This is a genomic window from Bradyrhizobium sp. 4, from assembly GCF_023100905.1.
In the GTDB taxonomy this organism is placed as follows: Bacteria; Pseudomonadota; Alphaproteobacteria; order Rhizobiales; family Xanthobacteraceae; genus Bradyrhizobium.
Map to the genome: position 1 here is coordinate 4924067 of NZ_CP064686.1, position 20340 is coordinate 4944406.

At 63.6% G+C, this 20340-nt stretch carries 19 protein-coding genes; 10 read left to right on the top strand and 9 right to left on the bottom strand.

Annotated features, from left to right (window positions below):
- Positions 1-58 precede the first annotated feature (58 nt).
- A complete protein-coding gene (locus IVB45_RS23430) occupies positions 59-1231 on the bottom strand; it encodes an MFS transporter (RefSeq protein WP_247362178.1) in 1173 nt (390 codons plus the stop codon).
- Positions 1232-1417: 186 nt separating this feature from the next.
- Here IVB45_RS23430 and thrS point away from each other — a divergent pair, with 186 nt between their 5' ends.
- From thrS to IVB45_RS23455, 5 genes are all read left to right on the top strand, one after another.
- A complete protein-coding gene (thrS, locus tag IVB45_RS23435) occupies positions 1418-3511 on the top strand; it encodes a threonine--tRNA ligase (RefSeq protein ID WP_247362181.1) in 2094 nt (697 codons plus the stop codon).
- A 93-nt stretch (positions 3512-3604) separates the two neighbouring features.
- The gene (locus IVB45_RS23440) at positions 3605-4168 is read left to right on the top strand and encodes a nitroreductase (protein ID WP_027567815.1); all 564 of its coding nucleotides are present in this window, start codon (positions 3605-3607) and stop codon (positions 4166-4168) included.
- A gap of 63 nt (positions 4169-4231) precedes the next feature.
- Positions 4232-5500, top strand: coding sequence for a serine hydrolase domain-containing protein (locus IVB45_RS23445; protein ID WP_247362182.1), 1269 nt, complete (start codon positions 4232-4234; stop codon positions 5498-5500).
- 702 nt (positions 5501-6202) lie between these two features.
- A complete protein-coding gene (locus tag IVB45_RS23450; protein WP_247362788.1) occupies positions 6203-6829 on the top strand; it encodes a response regulator in 627 nt (208 codons plus the stop codon).
- A 137-nt stretch (positions 6830-6966) separates the two neighbouring features.
- On the top strand, positions 6967-7344 hold the full coding sequence (locus tag IVB45_RS23455; protein ID WP_247362184.1) for a response regulator: 378 nt from the start codon (positions 6967-6969) through the stop codon (positions 7342-7344).
- A gap of 18 nt (positions 7345-7362) precedes the next feature.
- On the opposite strand, the gene IVB45_RS23460 is transcribed toward IVB45_RS23455, so the two are convergent.
- Entirely contained in the window at positions 7363-7593 is a 231-nt protein-coding gene (locus IVB45_RS23460; protein ID WP_247362186.1) for a hypothetical protein, read from the bottom strand.
- A 558-nt stretch (positions 7594-8151) separates the two neighbouring features.
- Between IVB45_RS23460 and IVB45_RS23465 the strand changes: the two genes are divergently transcribed.
- Positions 8152-8940 carry a hypothetical protein gene (locus IVB45_RS23465; protein WP_247362188.1) on the top strand — a complete coding sequence of 263 codons (789 nt, stop codon included), beginning with the start codon at positions 8152-8154 and terminating at the stop codon, positions 8938-8940.
- Positions 8941-9707: 767 nt separating this feature from the next.
- Here the strand turns inward: IVB45_RS23465 and IVB45_RS23470 are convergent.
- Positions 9708-10559: a LysR family transcriptional regulator gene (locus IVB45_RS23470; RefSeq protein ID WP_247362191.1), complete on the bottom strand. Its 852-nt coding sequence runs from the start codon at positions 10557-10559 to the stop codon at positions 9708-9710.
- A 104-nt stretch (positions 10560-10663) separates the two neighbouring features.
- On the opposite strand from IVB45_RS23470, the gene IVB45_RS23475 reads away from it, so the two are divergent.
- The gene (locus tag IVB45_RS23475) at positions 10664-11656 is read left to right on the top strand and encodes a zinc-dependent alcohol dehydrogenase family protein (protein WP_247362193.1); all 993 of its coding nucleotides are present in this window, start codon (positions 10664-10666) and stop codon (positions 11654-11656) included.
- Between the two features lie 79 nt (positions 11657-11735).
- Here IVB45_RS23475 and IVB45_RS23480 read toward each other — a convergent pair whose 3' ends face one another.
- Both IVB45_RS23480 and IVB45_RS23485 read right to left on the bottom strand, forming a co-directional pair.
- Positions 11736-12317, bottom strand: a complete 582-nt coding sequence (locus tag IVB45_RS23480; RefSeq protein WP_247362195.1) for a hypothetical protein — start codon at positions 12315-12317, stop codon at positions 11736-11738.
- 3 nt (positions 12318-12320) lie between these two features.
- Positions 12321-13394: a hypothetical protein gene (locus IVB45_RS23485; protein WP_247362197.1), complete on the bottom strand. Its 1074-nt coding sequence runs from the start codon at positions 13392-13394 to the stop codon at positions 12321-12323.
- Positions 13395-13636: 242 nt separating this feature from the next.
- Between IVB45_RS23485 and IVB45_RS23490 the strand changes: the two genes are divergently transcribed.
- The gene (locus IVB45_RS23490) at positions 13637-14677 is read left to right on the top strand and encodes a patatin-like phospholipase family protein (RefSeq protein WP_027567809.1); all 1041 of its coding nucleotides are present in this window, start codon (positions 13637-13639) and stop codon (positions 14675-14677) included.
- On the opposite strand, the gene IVB45_RS23495 is transcribed toward IVB45_RS23490, so the two are convergent.
- A complete protein-coding gene (locus IVB45_RS23495; protein ID WP_007611784.1) occupies positions 14678-15106 on the bottom strand; it encodes a CBS domain-containing protein in 429 nt (142 codons plus the stop codon).
- Between the two features lie 189 nt (positions 15107-15295).
- Positions 15296-16072 carry a rhomboid family intramembrane serine protease gene (locus IVB45_RS23500; protein ID WP_247362199.1) on the bottom strand — a complete coding sequence of 259 codons (777 nt, stop codon included), beginning with the start codon at positions 16070-16072 and terminating at the stop codon, positions 15296-15298.
- 525 nt (positions 16073-16597) lie between these two features.
- Between IVB45_RS23500 and IVB45_RS23505 the strand changes: the two genes are divergently transcribed.
- Positions 16598-17152 (top strand): PAS domain-containing protein, encoded by a 555-nt coding sequence (locus IVB45_RS23505; protein WP_247362200.1) that lies wholly within the window; start codon positions 16598-16600, stop codon positions 17150-17152.
- Between the two features lie 13 nt (positions 17153-17165).
- On the opposite strand, the gene IVB45_RS23510 is transcribed toward IVB45_RS23505, so the two are convergent.
- The gene (locus IVB45_RS23510; protein ID WP_027567806.1) at positions 17166-17555 is read right to left on the bottom strand and encodes a hypothetical protein; all 390 of its coding nucleotides are present in this window, start codon (positions 17553-17555) and stop codon (positions 17166-17168) included.
- A 146-nt stretch (positions 17556-17701) separates the two neighbouring features.
- On the opposite strand from IVB45_RS23510, the gene IVB45_RS23515 reads away from it, so the two are divergent.
- On the top strand, positions 17702-18208 hold the full coding sequence (locus IVB45_RS23515; protein ID WP_247362202.1) for a GNAT family N-acetyltransferase: 507 nt from the start codon (positions 17702-17704) through the stop codon (positions 18206-18208).
- A 32-nt stretch (positions 18209-18240) separates the two neighbouring features.
- Here the strand turns inward: IVB45_RS23515 and IVB45_RS23520 are convergent, their stop codons facing one another.
- Positions 18241-20226 (bottom strand): DEAD/DEAH box helicase, encoded by a 1986-nt coding sequence (locus tag IVB45_RS23520; RefSeq protein ID WP_247362791.1) that lies wholly within the window; start codon positions 20224-20226, stop codon positions 18241-18243.
- Positions 20227-20340 lie beyond the last annotated feature (114 nt).

Genomic DNA, 20340 nt, shown 5'->3' on the forward strand with positions numbered 1-20340 from the left:
TTCTAGCCTCCCGGCGCGCGGTTTGCCAAGCACCTTGCGCGCACGGACACGCTTCCGTTCAGGCCGGGGCGACAGTTGCCGGCCGGGGCCGGGTCAGGACCACCAGGATCAGCGCCAGCACGACGAAGCCGACCGCGACGAAGCCGAGCGTATGCAGGAGCTCGCGGGCGAACAGCAGTCCGCCGACGGCAGAGCCGACCGCCTGGCCGATATAGAGGACGGAGGTGTTGAGTGCGACGGTCGCCGATGCCAGCGACGGTGCGGCCGAGACCAGCCGCACCTGCTGCATCGAATTGGTCGAGGCAAAGCCGAGGCCCCAGATCGCGACCGCACCCGCCATCAACGCGAGCGTGCCGGCGCCGAGCGCCCAGCCGGTGATCCCCGCAAGCAGCAGGCACGTGAACAGCAGCGAGGTACGATAGGGTCCCGAGGTGTCGACGATGCGGGTCGCAATGACAACGCCGAGGAAGCCGCAGACCCCATAGAGAGCGAACACCATGCCGATCGCATCGGGCCCTGCGCCGGTCAGCTTGTTGAGCAACGGCCCCATGAAGGTGAACACCACGAACTGCCCGGACATCTGCAACATCGTGATCGCAAGCAGCAGCAGGATCGTCCTGTTGCGACCGACCGCGCTCCAGGTCTTCAGATCCACGGGCGTGCCCTTCAAGCCCGCCGGCAGTCGCATCAGCAACAGCAGGAAGCTGACGCAGCCGAGCGCGCCGATCCCGCCATAGGCCGCGCGCCAGCCATAGCGGCTGGCGATGAAGGTGATCAGCGGCAGGCCGACGGCGGCAGCGAGCGACCAGCCGAGAAAGATGTAGGCAATCGTGCTGCCGCGACGCTCCACCGGCACGATCAACGCCGCCGTACCGGCGGCCTGCGGCGTGTAGAGCGCGCCGACCGCGAGCATCACCAGGCGGATGACGAGGAGGCCTGCATAATCGGGCGCAAAGGCAGAGGCGAGATTGCCAAAAGCGAGCACCGCGAGCGTCGTGGTGAGCAGCGTCCGGCGTTCGATCCGGCTGGTGAGCCAGGCCGTCAGCGGCGAGCCGATGCACAGGATGACAGCCCCGAAGGTGATCAGGAGCGCGGCCGCATGGATGCTGACGTCGAGCCCCGTCGCCAATTCCGGCAGCATGCCCGCCGGTGCCAAGACCGAGCAGCCGGTGACGAGATTGCCGAGCATCAGGGCGGTTGGCGCGAAACGGCCGGCGCGTGCATTTTCCATGCAAACGCATGTAGAGCGGGCTTGCGACCAGTTAAAGGGCGTTGCCCGGAATAGTTCGTGCAGCGCCCCCGCTTTTGCGCGCCGGTTTCTTGGAAATGCCGGATTGCGCAGGCCGAATCGCCTGATATATCGCTCGTTCCCGCTTACCTGCGCTCGTTCGCAGGAGTGAGCCTCAGGAGACACGCCATGACCGACCAGCCCAACGACCAATCCAAGGACCTGTCCAAGGACCAGTCCAAGTCCGAGCAGCCCAAATCCGAATCCGGCTTCCAGTACAGCCTGAGCAATTTGAGACCCGTGACCCCGCCGGAAAAAATCACCCTCACCTTCCCCGACGGCGCCCGGCGCGAATACGCCAAGAGCATCACCGGCCTCGAACTCGCCAAAGGCATTTCGCCGTCGCTGGCCAAGCGCACGGTCGCGATGGCGCTCGACGGCGTGGTCTCCGACCTCGACGACGCAATCGAAGCCGATGCCAGGATCGAGCTGATCAACCGCGACGATCCGCGCGCGCTCGAGCTGATCCGCCATGACTGCGCCCACGTGCTTGCCGAAGCCGTGCAGACGCTGTGGCCGGGCACCCAGGTCACCATCGGCCCCGTGATCGAGAACGGCTTCTATTACGATTTCTTCCGCAACGAGCCGTTCACGCCGGAAGACTTTGCCGCGATCGAGAAAAAGATGCGCGAGCTCATCGCGCGCGACAAACCCTTTACGAAGGAGGTTTGGGATCGCGAAAAGACCAAACAGGTGTTTCGCGACAAGGGCGAGGCGTTCAAGGTCGAGCTGGTCGACGCCATTCCCGGCAACGAGCCGATCAAGATCTATTACCAGGGCGACTGGTTCGATCTCTGCCGCGGCCCGCACATGACCTCGACCGGCAAGGTCGGCAACGCCTTCAAGCTGATGAAGGTGGCCGGCGCCTATTGGCGCGGCGACAGCAACAACCCGATGCTGACCCGCATCTACGGTACGGCGTTCGCCAAGCAGGAGGACCTCGACGCTTATCTGAAGCAGATCGAGGAAGCGGAGAAGCGCGACCATCGCAAGCTCGGGCGCGAGCTCGACCTCTTCCATTTCCAGGAGGAAGGCCCGGGCGTCGTGTTCTGGCACGCCAAGGGCTGGACCATCTTCCAGCAGCTGATCGCCTATATGCGCCGGCGCCTGGCCGGCGACTATAGCGAGGTCAACGCCCCGCAGATCCTCGACAAGTCGCTGTGGGAGACCTCCGGCCATTGGGGCTGGTACCGCGAGAACATGTTCGCGGCGCAGTCGGCCGGCGAGGAGGCCGAGGACAAGCGCTGGTTCGCGCTGAAGCCGATGAACTGCCCGGGCCACGTGCAGATCTTCAAGCATGGCCTGAAGAGCTACCGCGACCTGCCGCTGCGGCTCGCCGAGTTCGGCGTGGTGCACCGCTACGAGCCGTCCGGCGCGATGCATGGATTGATGCGCGTGCGCGGCTTCACCCAGGACGACGCGCACATCTTCTGCATGGAGGATCAGCTCGCCGACGAGTGCCTGAAGATCAACGAGCTGATCCTGTCGACCTACGCCGATTTCGGGTTCACCGGCGATCTCACCGTCAAACTGTCGACCCGGCCGGAAAAACGCGTCGGCACCGACGCGATGTGGGATCACGCCGAGCGCGTGATGGCGACGGTGTTGCGTGAGATCCAGTCGCAGAACAATCACATCAAGACCGAGATCAATCCGGGCGAAGGCGCCTTCTACGGGCCGAAGTTCGAATATGTGCTGCGCGACGCCATCGGCCGCGACTGGCAGTGCGGCACCACGCAGGTCGACTTCAACCTGCCGGAACGGTTCGGTGCGTTCTACATCGACCACGACAGCGGCAAGAAGCCGCCGGTCATGGTGCACCGCGCGATCTGCGGTTCGATGGAGCGCTTCATCGGCATCCTGATCGAGCACTACGCCGGCAACTTCCCGCTCTGGCTGTCTCCGGTGCAGGTGGTGGTCACCACCATCACGTCGGAAGCCGACGAGTATGCCAAGCAGGTGCTGGAGCAGGTCCGGCGTGCGGGACTTCGGGCCGAGATCGACCTGCGCAACGAAAAGATCAACTACAAGGTCCGCGAGCATTCGCTGGCCAAGATTCCGGCACTGCTCGTGGTCGGCAAGAAAGAGGCCGAGACGCAGTCGGTCTCGATCCGCCGGCTCGGCAGCGACGGTCAGCAAGTGACGACGACGGTGGAGGCCATCGCCGCCCTCGTCGACGAGGCGACCCCGCCGGATGTGAAGCGGGCGCGCGGCGCGGCCTGACATCTGAAATCGGTCTAAACTCGCTTTCGGTTGCGGGCGTGCATTCCTATGTGGGGATTGCACGCCCGACGACCAGCCGAAGAGGAAACCGCAGTGCCCGACGCCATCGAACTCCTGAAGACCCGCCGCTCGGTCAAGCCGCGCGAGATGTCCGGGCCCGGCCCCTCCCCGGCCGAGCTCGAGACCATCCTCACCATCGGCGCGCGCGTGCCCGACCATGGCAAGCTCGCGCCCTGGCGCTTCATCATCTTCGAGGGCGATGCGCGCGAGCGCGCCGGCGAGGTGATCGCGAAGGTGTTTGCCCGGAAGAATCCCGGCGCGGCAGCGGCCGATGTCGAGACCGAGCGCAAACGCCTCACGGATGCGCCGCTGGTGATCGGCATCGTCAGCTTCACCAAGCCGCATCCGAAAGTGCCGGCCTTCGAGCAGGAATTGTCGGCCGGCGCCAGCGTCATGAACATTGTCACGGCCGCGACCGCGCTCGGCTACGGCGCCTGCTGGCTGACCGGCTGGTTCTCGTTCGATCGCGACGTGCTGGACGGCCTCGGCCTCAAGCCGGACGAGAAACTTGCCGGCTTCGTCCATATCGGCAAGCCGACCAGGCCGAGCGAGGATCGTCCGCGACCGGTCCTTTCTGAAATCGTGACGCGGTTTTAACCGAAGGCGTGTTGACGCCTTCGACGTCTTGCGGCTTTGATCCCGGCAAGGGAGGAAGCCCGGATGAAGCGTCGTGAATTTCTGGTCGGAGCCGCGCTGCTGGCCGGCACGATGGCGCGAAGCCGCGCCGCCGACATCCCCGCGCCGTCGTCCGACGGGCTCGACCGTATCACCGCGTATTTTGACAACGAGGTGACGAGCGGCCGGCTGCCGGGCGTAGTGGTGCTGGTCCAGCAGCACGGCAAGCCGGTCTATCTGAAGACTTTTGGCGTGCGCGACACTAGGACGGGCCTCGCGATGACGTCCGATACGATCTTCGCCATCCACTCGATGACCAAGCCGGTCACGTGCCTCGGCGCGATGATGCTGATCGACCAGGGCAAGCTTGCGCTCACCGACTCCGTGTCGAAATACATTCCCCTCTTTGCCGACACTAAGGTGGGCCTCGAGGTCACCAATCCCGACGGCACGCTGAAGGTGGATCTCGTGGCCCCGGTCCGTCCCGTCAACATTGAGGATCTGCTGCGGCACACTTCGGGCATCAGCTACGACTATATCGGCGGCAAATGGGTTGAGCAGGCCTACAAGGCCGCCAACATCTTCGAAGGTCAATTCGACAACAGGGAGTTCGCCCAACGAATCGCGAGGCTGCCGCTGGCACGGCAACCGGGAACGCTGTGGCGCTACGGTCATTCCACCGACGTGCTCGGCAGCGTCATCGAGATCATCTCGGGCCAGACGCTGTACGCATTCCTCAAGCAGCGCATCTTCGATCCGCTCGGCATGAGCAGCACAAAATTCGCGCTGGCGACCGAGGACGAGCTCGCGCGGATGGCGCGGCCCCTGCCGAACGATAACATCCTGCTCGCCGCCGAGCGCGAGCGCCTCGACCATCCCGAATGGCAGTCCGGCGGCGGCGGCCTGCTCTCGACCATCACCGACTATCAGCGCTTCTCGCAGATGCTGCTCAATGGCGGCGAGTTCGACGGCAAGCGCTATCTCAGTCCTGCGGCGTTCAAGGCCATGACGACCGATCACGTCGGGCCGGGCTCGGGCGTCGGACGCGACTATTTCTATTTTCCGGGCGACGGTTTCGGCTATGGCTATGGCCTTGCGGTGCGGACCGATCCCGGCAACGCCAAACCGCCGCCGCCGGGCTCGCTCGGCGAGTTGAAATGGGACAGTGGCAGCGGCACCTATTTCGGCGTCGATCCCAAGCTCGATATGGTCTACCTGCTGATGCAGCAGACCCAGAACGAGCGCAGCCGCATCACGCCCGCCTTCAAGGCGCTGGTCTATGACTGTTATCCGTCCGAGTTACGCCGCCCGTGAAGCGCGCTGGCCGAAATCAGTGAGCAGCTTTGCGATCTCGGCGCCGGGCACTTCCATCATCCTCGTCATTGCGAGCGCAGCACAGCAATCCAGAATCTTTCCGCGGCGGCAGACTGGATTGCTTCGCTCCGCTCGCAATGACGGAGTCTTTGGGTGGCAGGGTCGCGCGTCCATTCGCATTCCGGATCGCAGACACACCTTCGCATCCTCGCGGCGTGTTCGCCCGAGCTTTGCTTCGTCGTCTCACCCTCAATTGAAAGAGGGCGCAGGGAAGACCGGGTGCCGGCTGGCACCCGCGGTCCACTGTGCGAAATTGTCGTAACAAGATTGCACAGCGGCATACAGGTGAAGCCCAACATCCGGCCTTCCCTGCGCAGGGGAAAAATAATGATCCATATGGAATTGTAGAGATGCCCATGGAAGTCGTAAGACGTTGATTTTGCTCGTAATATCCCCATATAATGCCATACACCTGCATTGGCATTCCCACACGCCATTGGGACAAAACCGGGGACACAAACATGGCGCGCAAGCTCCGTCATTCGAGCCTTGAAAGCCGCAATAAGCGAGCGCGCTCTCAAGTCTGCAATGGGTCGGTTCATTCAGCATTCCGCAGACCAGCCATGACCCAAGAACGCCTAAAGTGAACATACTGGACCCTGAATTGTGCGGTACCCTTTTTGCAAGGAAAGCGGGGAATGGGTGCCGGGGTGCGTTCATATCGTTGACGACGATGCCTCCTTCCGCACGGCGATGGAACGTCGGTTGAAGCTGGCCGGTTACGAGGTCGCGACCTATGCTTCGGCAGAGCACCTGCTGGATCGCTTGCCGGGCGAAGGTCGATCAAGCTGCATTCTTCTCGATGTGCGGATGCCCGGACTAAGCGGCCCGGAACTCCAGTCGCGGCTCAGTGAACTCGGCTCGACGGTGCCCATCATCTTCCTCACCGGCAATCCCGACACTCGGACCACGGTGCTGGCCATCAAGGCCGGTGCGGAGGACTTTCTGATCAAGCCCGTCACGTCGGACACGCTTGTTGAGGCAGTTGAACGTGCGATCACGCAACACGAAGTGTCGCGTGGGCTGAAGATCAAGCTGGATTTGGATCGCGCTCATCTGGCGGCGTTAACGCCGCGCGAGCGTCAGGTTTTCGACTGTGTCGTTCGCGGTGACACGAACAAGCACGCCGCCCGTTCGTTAGGTTGCACCGAGCGCACCATCAAAGCCCATCGCCATATGGTGATGGAGAAGATGCAAATTCAGTCTCTGGCTGAACTTGTATCCATCGCCGAGCGGATCGGCGCTCTTGCTTCCGAACAGACGACCTAAGCCATTCTCATATTGTTAGCGTTGCCAACGCACGTCTCTTCCGCGCGAGCGGCTGGAGATGGGGTTCCACCGTCCGGAATTGCAACTAACGTCTATCGACCAAGTTGCCAGTTTGGAGTGTCGGTGACGGGTCAGAGATGTCGAAAGATCGCAACCACGTTTTAGTTGTCGATGATGACCTCGCGATGCTGAGGGCAATAAAAAGACTGCTTCAGCAGCACGACTACGAACCCATCCTGTTCTCGTCCGCGCAGGCTTTCAAAAGCCATACCGAATTCAAGAAAGTGGCTTGCGTTATTCTCGACATCCACCTGAACGACGGGTCAGGAATCGAACTGAGACATGATCTTAGAGCCGCAGGTGTTTCAGTGCCGGTGATCTACATGACTGGAAATGACACCCCATCCGTTCGAGAGGCTGCCCTGAATTCTGGATGCATCGCGTTTTTAAAGAAACCATTCTCAGTGGAGGAACTGATTGAGCCGCTCAAGAAAGCATCGGCAGCGCGTTCGTAGGTAGCCAACGTCTCGACATCAGAAAAATCCATCGGCCAGCGCGAACAGCGCAGCCGAACCGGCGGCAATCGCGGCCCACGCGCTCCATCGGCTTTGCTGATAAACCAAGAGCAAGACCTGCCTTGGCTCGTCAATGCCGCTCGCGAGCCCACGCTTGATCTTGCTTCCCTTGCTCAGCCTCATCCGCGCGGAGATGAACCAAAGGATCGCTGCAATCGCAGCACCGCTCTCCGCCCCGATCTCGCACAATCGCTTCATGCTATACCGCCCGGGCAGACCTTTTGCGACAGCCGGTTCCCGCGTTTGATCTACCTCAAGGGACGGCAGAGAACTTACACCGACAGCGGCACAGGCGTCCGGCAGGCATCAGCCCCAAGGTCGCAGGAAGGTCCCACAGCGCCAGAGCAGGGCTACAGGACACGGGCCAAGCCGCGCCAGCGCAAAGGCCTGTGGGGGGCGGGTTCGGCGAGGCTCTTGTTCTTTCAGAAACAAATCGAAAAAGCCGCTAATTTTCCAGCACGTCCGACGTTTTCAAACCGGGCGAAAAAGCCGCTGGACTTCAAATCGTGTGGGCGTTGATCCATGTCAAAGCGCCGATTCTGCAAAGAACCGTGAATATTCGAACGCGCGGCGGTTCGGCGCGCCGACTTCCCCAACTGCGACAAGGAATAGTTGGCTGACACCATTCCGCCATCGCTAAGGTCGCGCCGATTGCGGCGTCGATATGCCGGAAATCAATCTCGGCGACGGATCGTCAGCGGCTGCATCAAAGGTGCCCAACATCGGGAATTAGCAAAAGGAGAATTCATGAAATATTTTCAACTCTCCTTCGCCGTCGCAGCATCGATGACGACTGCCGCGGCTCTAGCGCCGATGATGACGACGACTGCCAAGGCGGACAGCCCCTTCAATGTGGGCCAGACGATCACATTTCGCAATCCTTTCAAAACTGGCTGCCCTACGCCTGAGATTGCCAACAAGGTCCGGCAGGGAGCGGTAAACATGGAAGGAGAAGCGCAAAGTTGCTACAAGCTCGTCTCGGGTAGGCCCTATCAAGTTGCGGAGGTCAGGCGGTACGAAGGCGCAGAATTCTACCGAATCCCGCTGAGCAACGGCAACTTTGTCTGGACCTACATCTTGGGCGGAGACGCTGAGTCAGCGGACATTAAATTGGACCAGCAGAACCGCGCCATCGCGAATGCCACCTTGGTCCTGAAAATGACGGCGATGGTTAGGAATGGGGAGTTATACGTTTACGGTCCCAACAAAGCGACGCTGTCCGGTAGCGAACCTATCGCGACAGTTACCCGTCCCAACCCGGACGATGCGCCTTGCGTGTACGAGATCGAGGATGGTCGCGGCAATATCACACGCGTCGATTTCAATCGCATCTCGGAAGAGTACCGGCTGGACCAATTTGGGTTCACTCTTTTCGGCGCACCCAACGTTGCGTGCCAAAACGGGCAATGTCGGGACAACCTCCCACTAATAGGTCGGCTTGACGATCAGTTTATCGCGACGCTGCGATTCGTGTGGAACGATAGCAACGGCAAGTGCAGTCCGGCAAACCGCGTGCCTGCCTCACCAAAGTTCTAATCATTCTATCGTGGCAAACAGGCCTTTAGCGACTCGCATCGAGTGCATACGCCCGCACCTTGGGATGATCTTGGTGATGGGATCCGTCATTCGCGGTTCGTACCGCGACATTGCGCGAGCCGCCAGCCTTCACCGCCATGCACAGGCCTTGATAGGCATCATATTTTTTCCAACCGGACCATCGTTGGATCGCGACACAAATGTAAACACAACATCCATACTGTGTTGATTTTACTGTGATTTTTTCCCTTCAACCTTCCCTGCGCAGTGGCTTTACAGCTTATGTCGCGCTCTCCCCGGGGAGCGATGCACTATTGCCCCCGTCGCCTTGCGGATGGCTGACGCGTGCGCCCGGTTGGGCAACCCACATCACCGCAAGGCTTGGCGCACAGACCCCGGGCGCCAGGACCACACGATTTTGCCGTACGCGGATCACACCCGTCGTGTGCGCGAGGCCTTCACTCACGGTTGCCCGCCCTGCGAAGCCGTGCGCGCCGATGTCACCCACGTCCGCCGCCGTCCGGCCCGCGTTCGTGACGATCGCGATGCGCCCCTCTTCCTTGGGCCGGGTTACGGCGAGACATACGCCGTTTCCGAATTTCGGTAAAGCGGAATATTTTTGAGGGCAGGAATTGACCGACAGCTTGGGTGTTTTGCCTGACGGGCACCGCAAGGTCTTGTAACCCGGATGAGCCCATCCGGCTCGCGCCGCACCTGTCCCGGGTATCGCTGCGCACACCCTGGCCACGGCAGCGTGTCAAGAGCCATCACCCTGCCAATCGATCGATCACGAGATCGAGCAGCGCGCGCAGGCGAGCGAGGCGCCTGAGATCGCGGTGGTAGCCAACATAGGTGTCGCGGCCGGGTGGCGTCGCGCCGATGTCGAGCGCGACCAGCCGGCGGTCGCGGTCGCCGAGGGGACGCGGCAGCACTGCCAGCCCGCCGCCGCTCGCGCAAAGCTCCGCCTGCGCCTGCCTATTATTGCTGCGCGAGGCGATTTGCATATTCGGCAGCGTGCGCTTCAACCAGAGGGCATCGGGCATGTCGGCGAATTCGGCGTTCATGGTCACAACACGGATACCGCTTCCGTCGCCGGCGCGTGGCGGCTTGCTGCCTTTCTTGCCGTAGAGAGCGTAGGGAATGTGGAGCAGCTTTCGGGAGATCACTTCAGGCTCGTCGAACGGTTTGATGCGGAAGACGAGATCAGCCTCGCGGCGCGGCAGACTGTAGAGGCGCGCATCGGTCAGAAGCTCGACGGTCACCTTGGGATGGCGCTCGCCGAACGCGGCAATCAACGGCGAGAGTATCACCGTCCCGAACCAGTCCGACGACGACAGACGCAGCAAGCCATCGAGCTGCGTCTCCGCGCCGGATGCACGCCGCTCCAAGGCGAGCGCCTCCTCTTCAATCCGCTCGGCATGGCGCAGCACAGCTGTGCCCTCGTCGGTCAGCACGAAGCCATCCGCCGTGCGCTGGAACAGCGTTTGTCCGAGCGACTTTTCGAGCGCGCGAAGTCTCCGTCCCATCGTCGGCTGGGTCTGGCCGATCTTCCGTGCGGCCGCGCCGAGAGTGCCTTCGCGCGCAACCGCCAGGAAGATGCGCAGATCGCTCCAGTCCACCGGAAGCCTCCTCATACAAAAACGCACGACAATCGTACATTCTCATTCCTTCCCATGCAAAAAATCATGGGCATATTGGAGGCCGACAACGGAGCAAGACGATCATGACGAGACAATCGACGATGCGCGCGGCCGTCCTGGAGACCCACAACGCGCCGCTGCGCCCCTCAACCGTCCCCACGCCCGAGATCGGTCCGCGCGAGGTGCTGGTGCAAATCCGCGCGAGCGGGGTCAATCCGCTCGACACCAAGATCCATGCGGGCGCGGCGGCGCATGCGCGCCATCCGCTGCCTGCAATCCTCGGGCTGGATCTCGCCGGTGTGATCGAACAGACCGGGCGTGACGTCTCGCGGTTCAAGCGGGGCGACGAGGTCTATGGCATGACGGGAGGCGTCGGCGGTGTGCAGGGATCGCTCGCCGAATTCGCCGCTGTCGACGCCGACCTGCTGGCGTTGAAGCCTGCCAATCTCAGCATGCGGGAGGCAGCCGCCCTGCCCCTCATCTTCATCACGGCCTGGGAAGGACTGATCGACCGCGCGGCGCTGAAGGCCGGACAAAAGGTGTTGATCCATGGCGGCGCAGGCGGCGTTGGGCACATGGCGATCCAGATCGCGCGCGCGTTCGGAGCAGAAATGTTCGCGACCGGCTCGGCATCGCAGCGCGCCACCATCGAAGGCTTTGGCGCGACCTTCATCGATCGCGATACCGCCATCGCGACTTATGTTGCAGAGCATACGGGCGGCCGCGGCTTTGACGTCGTCTACGACACCGTGGGCGGCCAGGTACTCGACGCTTCCTTCGAAGCCGTGCGCCGCTTCGGCCATGTCGTGAGCGCGCTCGGATGGGGTTCGCACGCGCTTGCGCCGCTCTCGTTCCGCGCAGCCACCTATTCCGGCGTGTTCACGCTGCTGCCGCTGCTCTCAGGGGAAGGCCGCGCGCATCACGGAGAGATCATGGCGGAGGCCACGCGCCTGGTTGAGGCCGGCAAGCTCTTGCCGATGCTCGATGCCCGGCACTTCACACTGGAGAACGTCGATGACGCCTATGCGCTGATCCGCGATCACGCGACGCAGGGCAAGCTCGTTGTGGACATCTGACGGCGGTCGCAGAGAAGTCTCGTCGCCGGATGAAGCGAAGCGTAAGCCGGGCTGCGGAGACCCGCACGCGCAGTCGCGACTAGTCCTCGCTGGACGTCGCCAAGCGATTGCGCAGATGGGCCTGCGACAACAGAAAGAACAATGCGCGCTCGCCATGATATTTCGCGGACGGCCGGGTGCGCTCGAAGCCATCGGCGAATTTCTTGCCGGATTGGTCGCACACCTGCCACCGCCAGCCGAACCGCTTACGCCTGGTGAGGATCACTTCGAACATGCCGACGAGCTTGGTCCCCTGCTCCTTGCCGGTCTCGCAGACGCACGAGCCCGCTCCGGCCTCCTCCGTTGGAGGGATGCCCGACATATAACGCAGCAGGATGGAAAGCGAATAAAATTGATTATCGGAAATAGGTATCTTGCACTGGCTGTGAGGAAGTCGCGGCGCCGCTGGAATAAGCCGGCGATGCCGGTGTTTGTCGGTCCTGCTTGGTAGCGCTGACAAAGCTATTCGAATCGCAACACCAAACGGAGCAGCGGAGAGCATCCGCTTTCGCACACGTGACGAGACTGGCGGTAATAAGATATGGGAGATCCGTGCGCTGAATGAGACGTGTTCGCCAGACACGAAGACCAGCGTCAGGCCGCATGCGGTATCACCGCTCAAGCACTACCGCGCGACGACTTCCACTTCGCCGTCGACGCCGTTGACGACGTTGAAGCCGCGCTCGTAGACCTTGCCCTCGTTCTTGGCGATGGCGCGGTATTCGCCTTCGGAAAGCACGACGCGCGGGAAGGCGCCGATCGATTCCTTGATGACGTCGCCGCCCGGGGTCAGCACCGACCAGGCGGTGTTGGCGAGCGCCTCGCCGCCCCTGTCGCTGACCAGCTTGAGCGTGATGACGGCGGCGCGGTGGGTGATGGTGACGTCGGTGAGCTTGCTGGCCTGGACGCGGATGTCCGAGCGCACCACCGAATTGGCATCGCCGTAGTTCGAGATGATGTAGTAGGTGCCTTCCGGCAGCAGCACGACGTCACCGGCGGCGACGTTCGGCACCAAGGAGGCGCGCTCGCCGGATTCGAACTGGCTGCCCTTGTAGATCGCGAACGAGATCTGGTTCTGCGGAATGCGGCTGGTGCCGACGCGGCCCTCGATGCGCAAGCCGCCGGCGGGCAGCACGAAGGACTCGCGGTCGGTCTCGGCCTTCAGGCTGACGGTGCGCACCGCGCTGACGAGGCCAAAGGCGACATGCACGACGTAATTGCCGGGCGGTAGCACGATGTTCGGCGTGGCATTGCGGTCCTCGCGGATCAGCTTGAAGGTGCCGTTCTCGTCGGGACGATCGGCAAATACGCGCCAGACCAGGCCGCTGGTAATCGGCGGGGTGTCCTTGCCGTATTTCGCCGTCAGCGACAGCACGCCCTGTCCGGGCACGGCCGCGTTGAGCGGCGCGGCGGACGGCACGGTCGTGACCGCGGGCGGCGGCATGCTGGGCGTGGTCGGCTGCAACAGGGTCGGCGGCAGGCTCGGCGGTCCGGCACCCGGGCCGGAGGGCGGCGCCAGACTGACCGCGCCGCCGGGATCGGGCACCGATGCGGGCGGCACCGGCGGTGGACGATCGGAGAAAAGCTGCGCCTGCGCAGCATTTTGGCCAAGGGCATAGAGGCAGGCAGCAAGGACCAGCGCCGGCAGCAGCGATGCGCTGCGCCGCCATCCGATGATGCCGTCACCCCCGAGAGTCATGCCATCTGCTTTTCACCGAAAACGCGGCAAATTCAAGCCTCCGAAACCCCGAGAAATACGGCCCGATACAGCTTTTGGAACCCGGTTGACGCCTGCGTGATTACCCCAGGGGCAACCGCGCCTCGCCATACTCCTGCCCCGTGCCCTTCCCAAACCGGCATAAACCATGCTTCGGCCCGGTTCTGGCGGAGCGCGACTGCGGTGCCTAGTCTGATGGCGAGTCCCGGCGTAGGAGAGTTTCGGTGCTGGACATATTGAAGGGTCGGGGTTCGAACAGCGATAAGGTCGCCGAGAAAGTCGGCCTGGGCAGCATCCGCCGGCCGGTCATCGGCCTTGCGCTTGGCGGCGGCGCGGCGCGCGGCTTCGCTCATATCGGCATTATCCGGACCCTGCTCGCCAACGGAATAGTGCCTGACGTCGTGGTCGGCACCTCGATTGGCGCCGTGGTCGGCGGCCTCTATGCGGCCGGCCGGCTCGATACGCTGGAAGAATGGGGCCGCAGCCTGCAAGGGATGCGCAACATCCTCGGCTATCTCGACATCCGCCTCAACGGCTCCGGCCTGATCGGCGGCGAGAAGCTGGCGACGCGGCTCGAGGCTGCCTGCGGCCAGAGCCAGATCGAGGATCTCCCGGTCAAGTTCGCCGCCGTCGCGACCGAGGTCCGCACCGGCCACGAGATCTGGCTGACGCGCGGCCGCGTGGTCGACGCGATGCGCGCCTCCTATGCGCTGCCCGGCATCTTTTCTCCGGTCCTGATCGGCGATCGCTGGCTGGTCGACGGCGCATTGGTGAACCCGGTGCCGGTCTCGGCCGCACGCGCGCTCGGCGCAGAAATCGTCATCGCCGCAAATCTTTCCAGCGACATCTTCACCTATTCGACGACGGTCTATTCGCACGGCGCGATACCCGAGCCGGTGATCCCCGCGGCGGAAGAGCAGACGTCAAAGCGGCGCTTCCCGAGATTCTTCTCGCCTGAGAAGACGGTGAAGCGCGAGTTCTTCGGCGGCGGCAGCGCCCGGCCCGGCCTCTCTTCGGTGATGGTCGACGCCTTCAACATCATGCAGGACCGCATCACCCGTGCCCGCCTCGCCGGCGATCCGCCCGATATGCTGATCACGCCGCGGATCGGTCAATTCGGCTGGTTCGATTTCCACCGCTCCGAGGACCTCATCGCCCTGGGCACGCGCGCGGCCGAGCGTGCGCTGGAGTCTATCCAGGAGGCAATCCACGAACTGGCGCCCGCGCCGGAGGGCGCCGCGCCCAAAGCCGACCAGCAGGCCTGATCAGGCGGTCTTGATGTAATCGCGCAGAGCTTCCTGCTCGGACTCGTATTCCTGCACCCGACGCTTGACGATGTCGCCGATCGAGATCAGGCCGACCACCTTGCCGTTGTCGACGACGGGCAGATGGCGGAACTTGCCGGTGGTCATCATCTCCATGAGCTCGGCGACCGTGTCGGTCTCCTTGCAGGTGACGACCTTGCGGGTCATGACCTGCGAGACCGGCTCCTCCAGTGCGCCGGCGCCGCGTTCGCCGATCACCCGCACGATGTCGCGCTCCGACAGGATGCCTTCCAGCCGGCTCTGGTTCATCACCAGCACCGCGCCGATCTTCTTCTCACCGAGCAATTTGACCGCGACCGCCAGCTTGGCGTCCGGCTCGACGCTCATGATCTGGTGGCCCTTGGTGTTGAGAATCGAACGTACCGTCATTGTCGCCTCCCTGAATCGAAACCGTCCGCTGTTCGCGGTCCGGACTTGTTCTTCGAGTCTTCAACTAACAGTTTCAGCGCCGGTTTCACGCTCAGGCGCTTTGCGAAGCATCGCCGCTAGCGGCCTGTCGCTTCGGAACATTCTTCTAGGGAATGATGGATGAATTCGGGCGGCGCCGCAAGCGCCGCTTCAAATACGGTCTGAAATGTCCTGTGATGACGCATCCGCAGCATCGCTTCGCGCGCGCGGCACGGGATCGAACAGCGTGAACAGCAAGAGGCCGGCAAGGAAGCCGCCGATATGCGCCTGCCAGGCAACGCTCGTGGTCTCGCTGTCGACGCCGATCGCGCCGACGCCGAAGACGATGTTGACGCCAAACCAAACCGCGAGGAAACCGAGCACTCGCCCGTCGCGTAACGCGCGCGACAGCGGCAGCGCCGGAACTCTTGCGGCGGTATCGGCATCCGATCGGCTGAAAGACAGGAAGCTGCCGCGAACGAAGGCGAAGCGGATCGCCGCCGCCATCGCGCCGGACACCGAGGCCGAGGCGCCGATCATCGGCGCCACCGCGTGCTCATGGGTGACGAGATGGGCGAGCGCGCCGGCCGCCGCCGTCACCGCCAGGAACAGGAAGAACCTGATGGCGCCAAAGCGCCGCGCCAGCGCGCTGCCGAACGGCAACAGCCACAGCACGTTGAAGCCGAGATGGGTGAGATTGGCGTGCAGCAGCGAATAAGTGACGAAGGTCCAGACCTTGGCGCCGGCTCCACCGGGAATCTCCAGATTGAGCAGCGAGGAATCGTAGCGCTTGGGGATGAAGCCGAAGACGTCGATGGTCCAGTTCTCGAGCTCCGGCGGCAGCAGCACCCGCAGATGGATCACCGCGAGCAAGAGGATATAGGCCGTCAGCGCGAACGGCAGCGTCAGGATCGGCTCGCGCGGAGCCTCCTCAACGACGGCCGGCACCTCCAGCGAAGCATCTTGCGACGGAGGATCTTGCGGCGGAGAATTTGGCGGGGAATCCAAGGCGGCTTCGCTTTCAGGCGCGATCGGAGCGACAGGCGTAACGACAGGCCTTGGAGATAGTCGCCTTTGCCCGCCCTGCGCAAGTGCACAAAAGGAAAAGGCAGGGCCCTGGGAAAGCCCTGCCTATCCGTGTCGGACTTCCGGTACCCAGAGAGACGGGAGTATCCCCACCCCTCCCCGCGGCCGGTGACCAAACTGTTTGACGCCTGTGTACAGGCCTCGCCGAGAACCTGGAGAAAAGCGGCGAAGCTTGCGACCGCGATCACCATAGCAGCGGGGCGGCGCACGGAAAGGGCATAGTTAATTTAACGTTAACGACGCAAAGGCAGCGCCAGGGACGCCGAAAACGCCGCTGCGGCATGGACGCTGCAAAGCCCCTCCTGCACAACAACACAGGGATCGCGGCTGCACTGAAGCGGGACAGGTTTGTCCCGCAAGGTTGCGCCCCGGGGTAAGCGTTCAGTCATGAAACATCCGTCGAGCCGCGAGTTCTTCGCATATTGGAACGAGAAGCGCGGCACTGCGCGGGCGCCAGACCGGGCCGATATCGATCCGGCCGCCGTGCGCGGCCTGCTCGGTGACATCTTCGTGCTGTCCTGCGAGCCCAATCTCGGCTTCCCGTTCCGCGTCGCGGGCACGCGCGTCTGCGCGCTCGCCGGGTGCGACCTCAAGGATTCGAGCTTTGCGGCGCTGTTCGACGAAGCCAGCCGCCGCGAGATCGAGGAGATCACGACCATCGTCGCCGACGAGAGCCTCGGCGCAATCGCCGGCGTCACCGCCACACGCGAGGACGGCAGCAAGGCGCATCTCGAGCTGCTGCTGCTGCCGTTCAACGCCCGCCCGCATACACCAGTGAGCGTGACAGGCGTGCTCGCGCCGTTCGACGACGAATGCGGCGCGCTGGGCCCGTTCGCCCTCACCTCCTGGCGCTATCTGCACCAGCCGGAAAAACTGCTGCCGCGCGCGATCCGCAAGCTGCAGATCGCACGCGGGCTGATGGTGTATGAGGGACTGCGCTAGCAGTGCACCCTGCTCACGGCATCGCCAGATGCCAGGCGCCGTTCAGAAAGCCGTCGCCAGTGACGTCGCCGGGCTTGGTGTCCTTGGCGAAGGTGTAGAGCGGCTTGCCCTTGTAGGCCCACTGCTTCGAGCCGTCGTCGCGCGTGATGACGGTGTAGCCGTCGGCGGCGGCATCGCTCGCCTCGGCCTTCAGCACCGGCCAGTTGGTCGCGCACGGACCATTGCAGGCCGACTTGCCGTCCGCATCCTTGTCGAAAGTGTAGAGCGACATGCCCTTTGCGTCGGTGAGCACGTTGCCTTTGTCGGTCTTGCCGGTCTTGGTCGGCGGTGCCGCGAAAGCGGCGGGAATCATCGCCAGCGATATTGCGAGCGTGAGCGCGAGGCGGATCGAGGATGTCGTCATGGTCTCTCCTGTCATGCAATGGGCTTGCATGGGTAGGACGCCGCGCGAGCCGCCGTATTCCTGAGATGGCGGCAAGGATATTTTTCGCTGCACGCATCGTCACATCGGAATAAACTGGGATGATCGAGACGGAGCGACGGGTCGACATGAGCAAGCCGCATTGGCGTCCCGCGCACGCCTCCGACCTGCCGGCGATCAGCACGATCGCAGCGCGGATCCATCCGGATCTGCCTGAACGCCCCGAAGTGTTCGCGGAAAAGATGCGGCTCTATCCCGATGGCTGCCGCGTGCTTGCCACGGACGACGGGATCGTCGGCTACGGTCTCGCGCATCCCTGGATGCAGCACCGGATTCCGCCGCTCGACGGCTTGCTCGAGCAATTGCCCGGCGATGCGGACTGCCTCTATTTGCACGACGTCGCGGTGCTGCCGGACTTTCGCGGCGGCGTCGCGCGCGACTATGTCATCGCGATCGAACAGCTCGCGCGCGCATTAGGAATCGCGACGCTCGCATTGGTGTCGGTCTACGCCACGCGGCCGCTGTGGGAGCGTCTCGGCTTTCGGCCCGTCACGGCTGATGCGGAGCTGCGGGCAAAGCTTGCGACCTACGGCGACAGCGCAACCTACATGCTGCGCGACCTCGCTGCGACGTAACGCCCCTCCCCGTCGACGCCGGAAGGCGGCCGTCAGGTGCGATGCTTCTTTTTCGTCTTCGGCTTCTTTCCGGCGGCGCCCTTCTCAGACCACGACGTGACCGAGGGCTCGGCGTGGCCCGGCTTGTTCTTGTGCTTTTTCTTCTTTGCGAAGGAAGGAGCATCGTCGAATTTCGGTGTGCGCTCGCCGTACGGCTTTTCGTGCGGCTTGCCATGTGGCTTGCCTTGAGGTTTGCCTTGCGGCTTGAACCCGCTCGGCTCGCGCGCGCGGTCGCGATGATCGCTGTCGCCGCTGTCGCGCCGCGGCGCGTGGGACCGCTCTTCCGAAGCCGTTTGCCGCTGCGGCGCATCCGCCATCGGCTCGAGGCGGATATTGTCTTCCTTGTCCGGACGCTTGATCTTCACGGCGAAGGATTCCGCGACCCGCTCGGAAATTTCGAACTCGGTCGTGGTGTCCATGATCTTGATTGCGCCGATATCGTTCTTGTCGATGCCGCCACGACGGCAGATCATCGGCAACAGCCAGCGCGCTTCCGCATTCTTTTTTCGTCCGATGTTGGCCCGGAACCAGACGCTGCCATCCGCCATGCCATGCTTCGACGACGATTTTCCCGCTTTGGGTCGAGCCCTTTCGGGCCGATCGTCGCCACGCGAAGCGCGGACATCGTCGCGCGGTGCGCGCGTATCATTGCGGCCGCGATCCTCGCGCGGCCGGCTGCTCCGCTCGCCGGGATCCATAATGTCTTCGGGCGACGGCAGCCGCGCGCGATAAAGCCGTGCGAGTGAAGCGGCAATATCCTCAGCGGACCGCTCGGCCAATAGGGCCTGCGCCAGCGCCAGATCGTCGGCGGTGGTCTCTTCCGTGAACAGCACGTCCTTCATGCGCTCGTGATCGAGTTTGCGGATCTCATCCGGCTGCGGCGCCGTCCCCCAGACCGCGTCGATGCCCGAGACGTTGAGCAGCATTTCCGCACGCCGCCGCCGCACGGGCGGCACCAGCAGGATACTCGTCCCCTTGCGGCCCGCGCGGCCGGTGCGGCCGGAGCGATGCTGCATGACCTCGGCATCGTTGGGCAGGTCCGCATGAATGACGAGATCGAGGCTCGGCAGATCGATGCCACGGGCGGCGACGTCGGTCGCCACGCAGACGCGCGAACGTCCGTCCCGCAGCGACTGCAGCGCCGTGGTCCGCTCGTTCTGCGTCAATTCACCGGACAGAGCGACCACGGAGAAGCCGCGCTCCAGCAGCGCCGCCTGCAAATGCCGGACGCCATCGCGCGTGCTGCAGAACACCAGCGCGCTCGGCGCCTCGTAGAAGCGCAACACGTTGACGACCGCGTGCTCGGCATCGCCGGGCGCGATCCGGATCGCGCGGTACTCGATATCGGCGTGACCGCCTTCGTCGCCAGCGACCTCGATCCGGAACGCCCGCTGCTGATACTGCTTGGCCAGCGCGACGATGCCGCGCGGGAACGTGGCCGAGAACATCAGGGTGCGGCGCGTGTCGGGCGTGGTCTTGAGGATGAACTCCATGTCCTCGCGAAAGCCGAGATTGAGCATCTCGTCGGCCTCGTCGAGCACGACCACCTTCAATTCAGAGATGTCGAGACGGCCGCGCCGCAAATGATCGCACAGCCGGCCGGGCGTGCCGACGACGATGTGAGCGCCGGCCGCAAGCTCGCGCTGCTCGCGCCTGGGATCCATGCCGCCGACGCAGGAGACGACGCGACCGCTCGCATGCTCGTACAGCCACGCCAGCTCGCGATGAACCTGCAAGGCAAGCTCGCGGGTCGGCGCCACGATCAGGGCAAGCGGTGCACCCGCCCGCTCGAACCGCTCGGCGTCGCCCAGCAGGTCCTTGGCCATCGCCAGCCCATAGGCCAGGGTCTTGCCGGAGCCGGTCTGGGCCGAAACCAAGAGGTCGCGGTCTGCGGCCTCGTCCGTGAGCACGGCGAGCTGAACGGGGGTCGGACGGTCGTAGTTGCGCTCGGCCAAAGCTCGGGCGAGCGGCGCACTCATGGTCGGAAAAGACACGGGATAAACCTTGGTTGGTCCAGGCGCGGAACGTCGAGCCGCGCGACCTGAAGCTGCGTAGGCGGCAAATGGTCCAGCCGCACGCGTGGTGATTTGATT

Bases quoted from the DNA above. Each gene is read 5' to 3' on its own strand.
- IVB45_RS23430 (WP_247362178.1), bottom strand. From the start codon at position 1,231: ATGGAAAATGCACGCGCCGGCCGTTTCGCGCCAACCGCCCTGATGCTC.
- thrS (WP_247362181.1), top strand. From the start codon at position 1,418: ATGACCGACCAGCCCAACGACCAATCCAAGGACCTGTCCAAGGACCAG.
- IVB45_RS23445 (WP_247362182.1), top strand. From the start codon at position 4,232: ATGAAGCGTCGTGAATTTCTGGTCGGAGCCGCGCTGCTGGCCGGCACG.
- IVB45_RS23455 (WP_247362184.1), top strand. From the start codon at position 6,967: ATGTCGAAAGATCGCAACCACGTTTTAGTTGTCGATGATGACCTCGCG.
- IVB45_RS23465 (WP_247362188.1), top strand. From the start codon at position 8,152: ATGAAATATTTTCAACTCTCCTTCGCCGTCGCAGCATCGATGACGACT.
- IVB45_RS23475 (WP_247362193.1), top strand. From the start codon at position 10,664: ATGACGAGACAATCGACGATGCGCGCGGCCGTCCTGGAGACCCACAAC.
- IVB45_RS23485 (WP_247362197.1), bottom strand. From the start codon at position 13,394: ATGACTCTCGGGGGTGACGGCATCATCGGATGGCGGCGCAGCGCATCG.
- IVB45_RS23495 (WP_007611784.1), bottom strand. From the start codon at position 15,106: ATGACGGTACGTTCGATTCTCAACACCAAGGGCCACCAGATCATGAGC.
- IVB45_RS23505 (WP_247362200.1), top strand. From the start codon at position 16,598: ATGAAACATCCGTCGAGCCGCGAGTTCTTCGCATATTGGAACGAGAAG.
- IVB45_RS23510 (WP_027567806.1), bottom strand. From the start codon at position 17,555: ATGACGACATCCTCGATCCGCCTCGCGCTCACGCTCGCAATATCGCTG.
- IVB45_RS23515 (WP_247362202.1), top strand. From the start codon at position 17,702: ATGAGCAAGCCGCATTGGCGTCCCGCGCACGCCTCCGACCTGCCGGCG.
- IVB45_RS23520 (WP_247362791.1), bottom strand. From the start codon at position 20,226: ATGAGTGCGCCGCTCGCCCGAGCTTTGGCCGAGCGCAACTACGACCGT.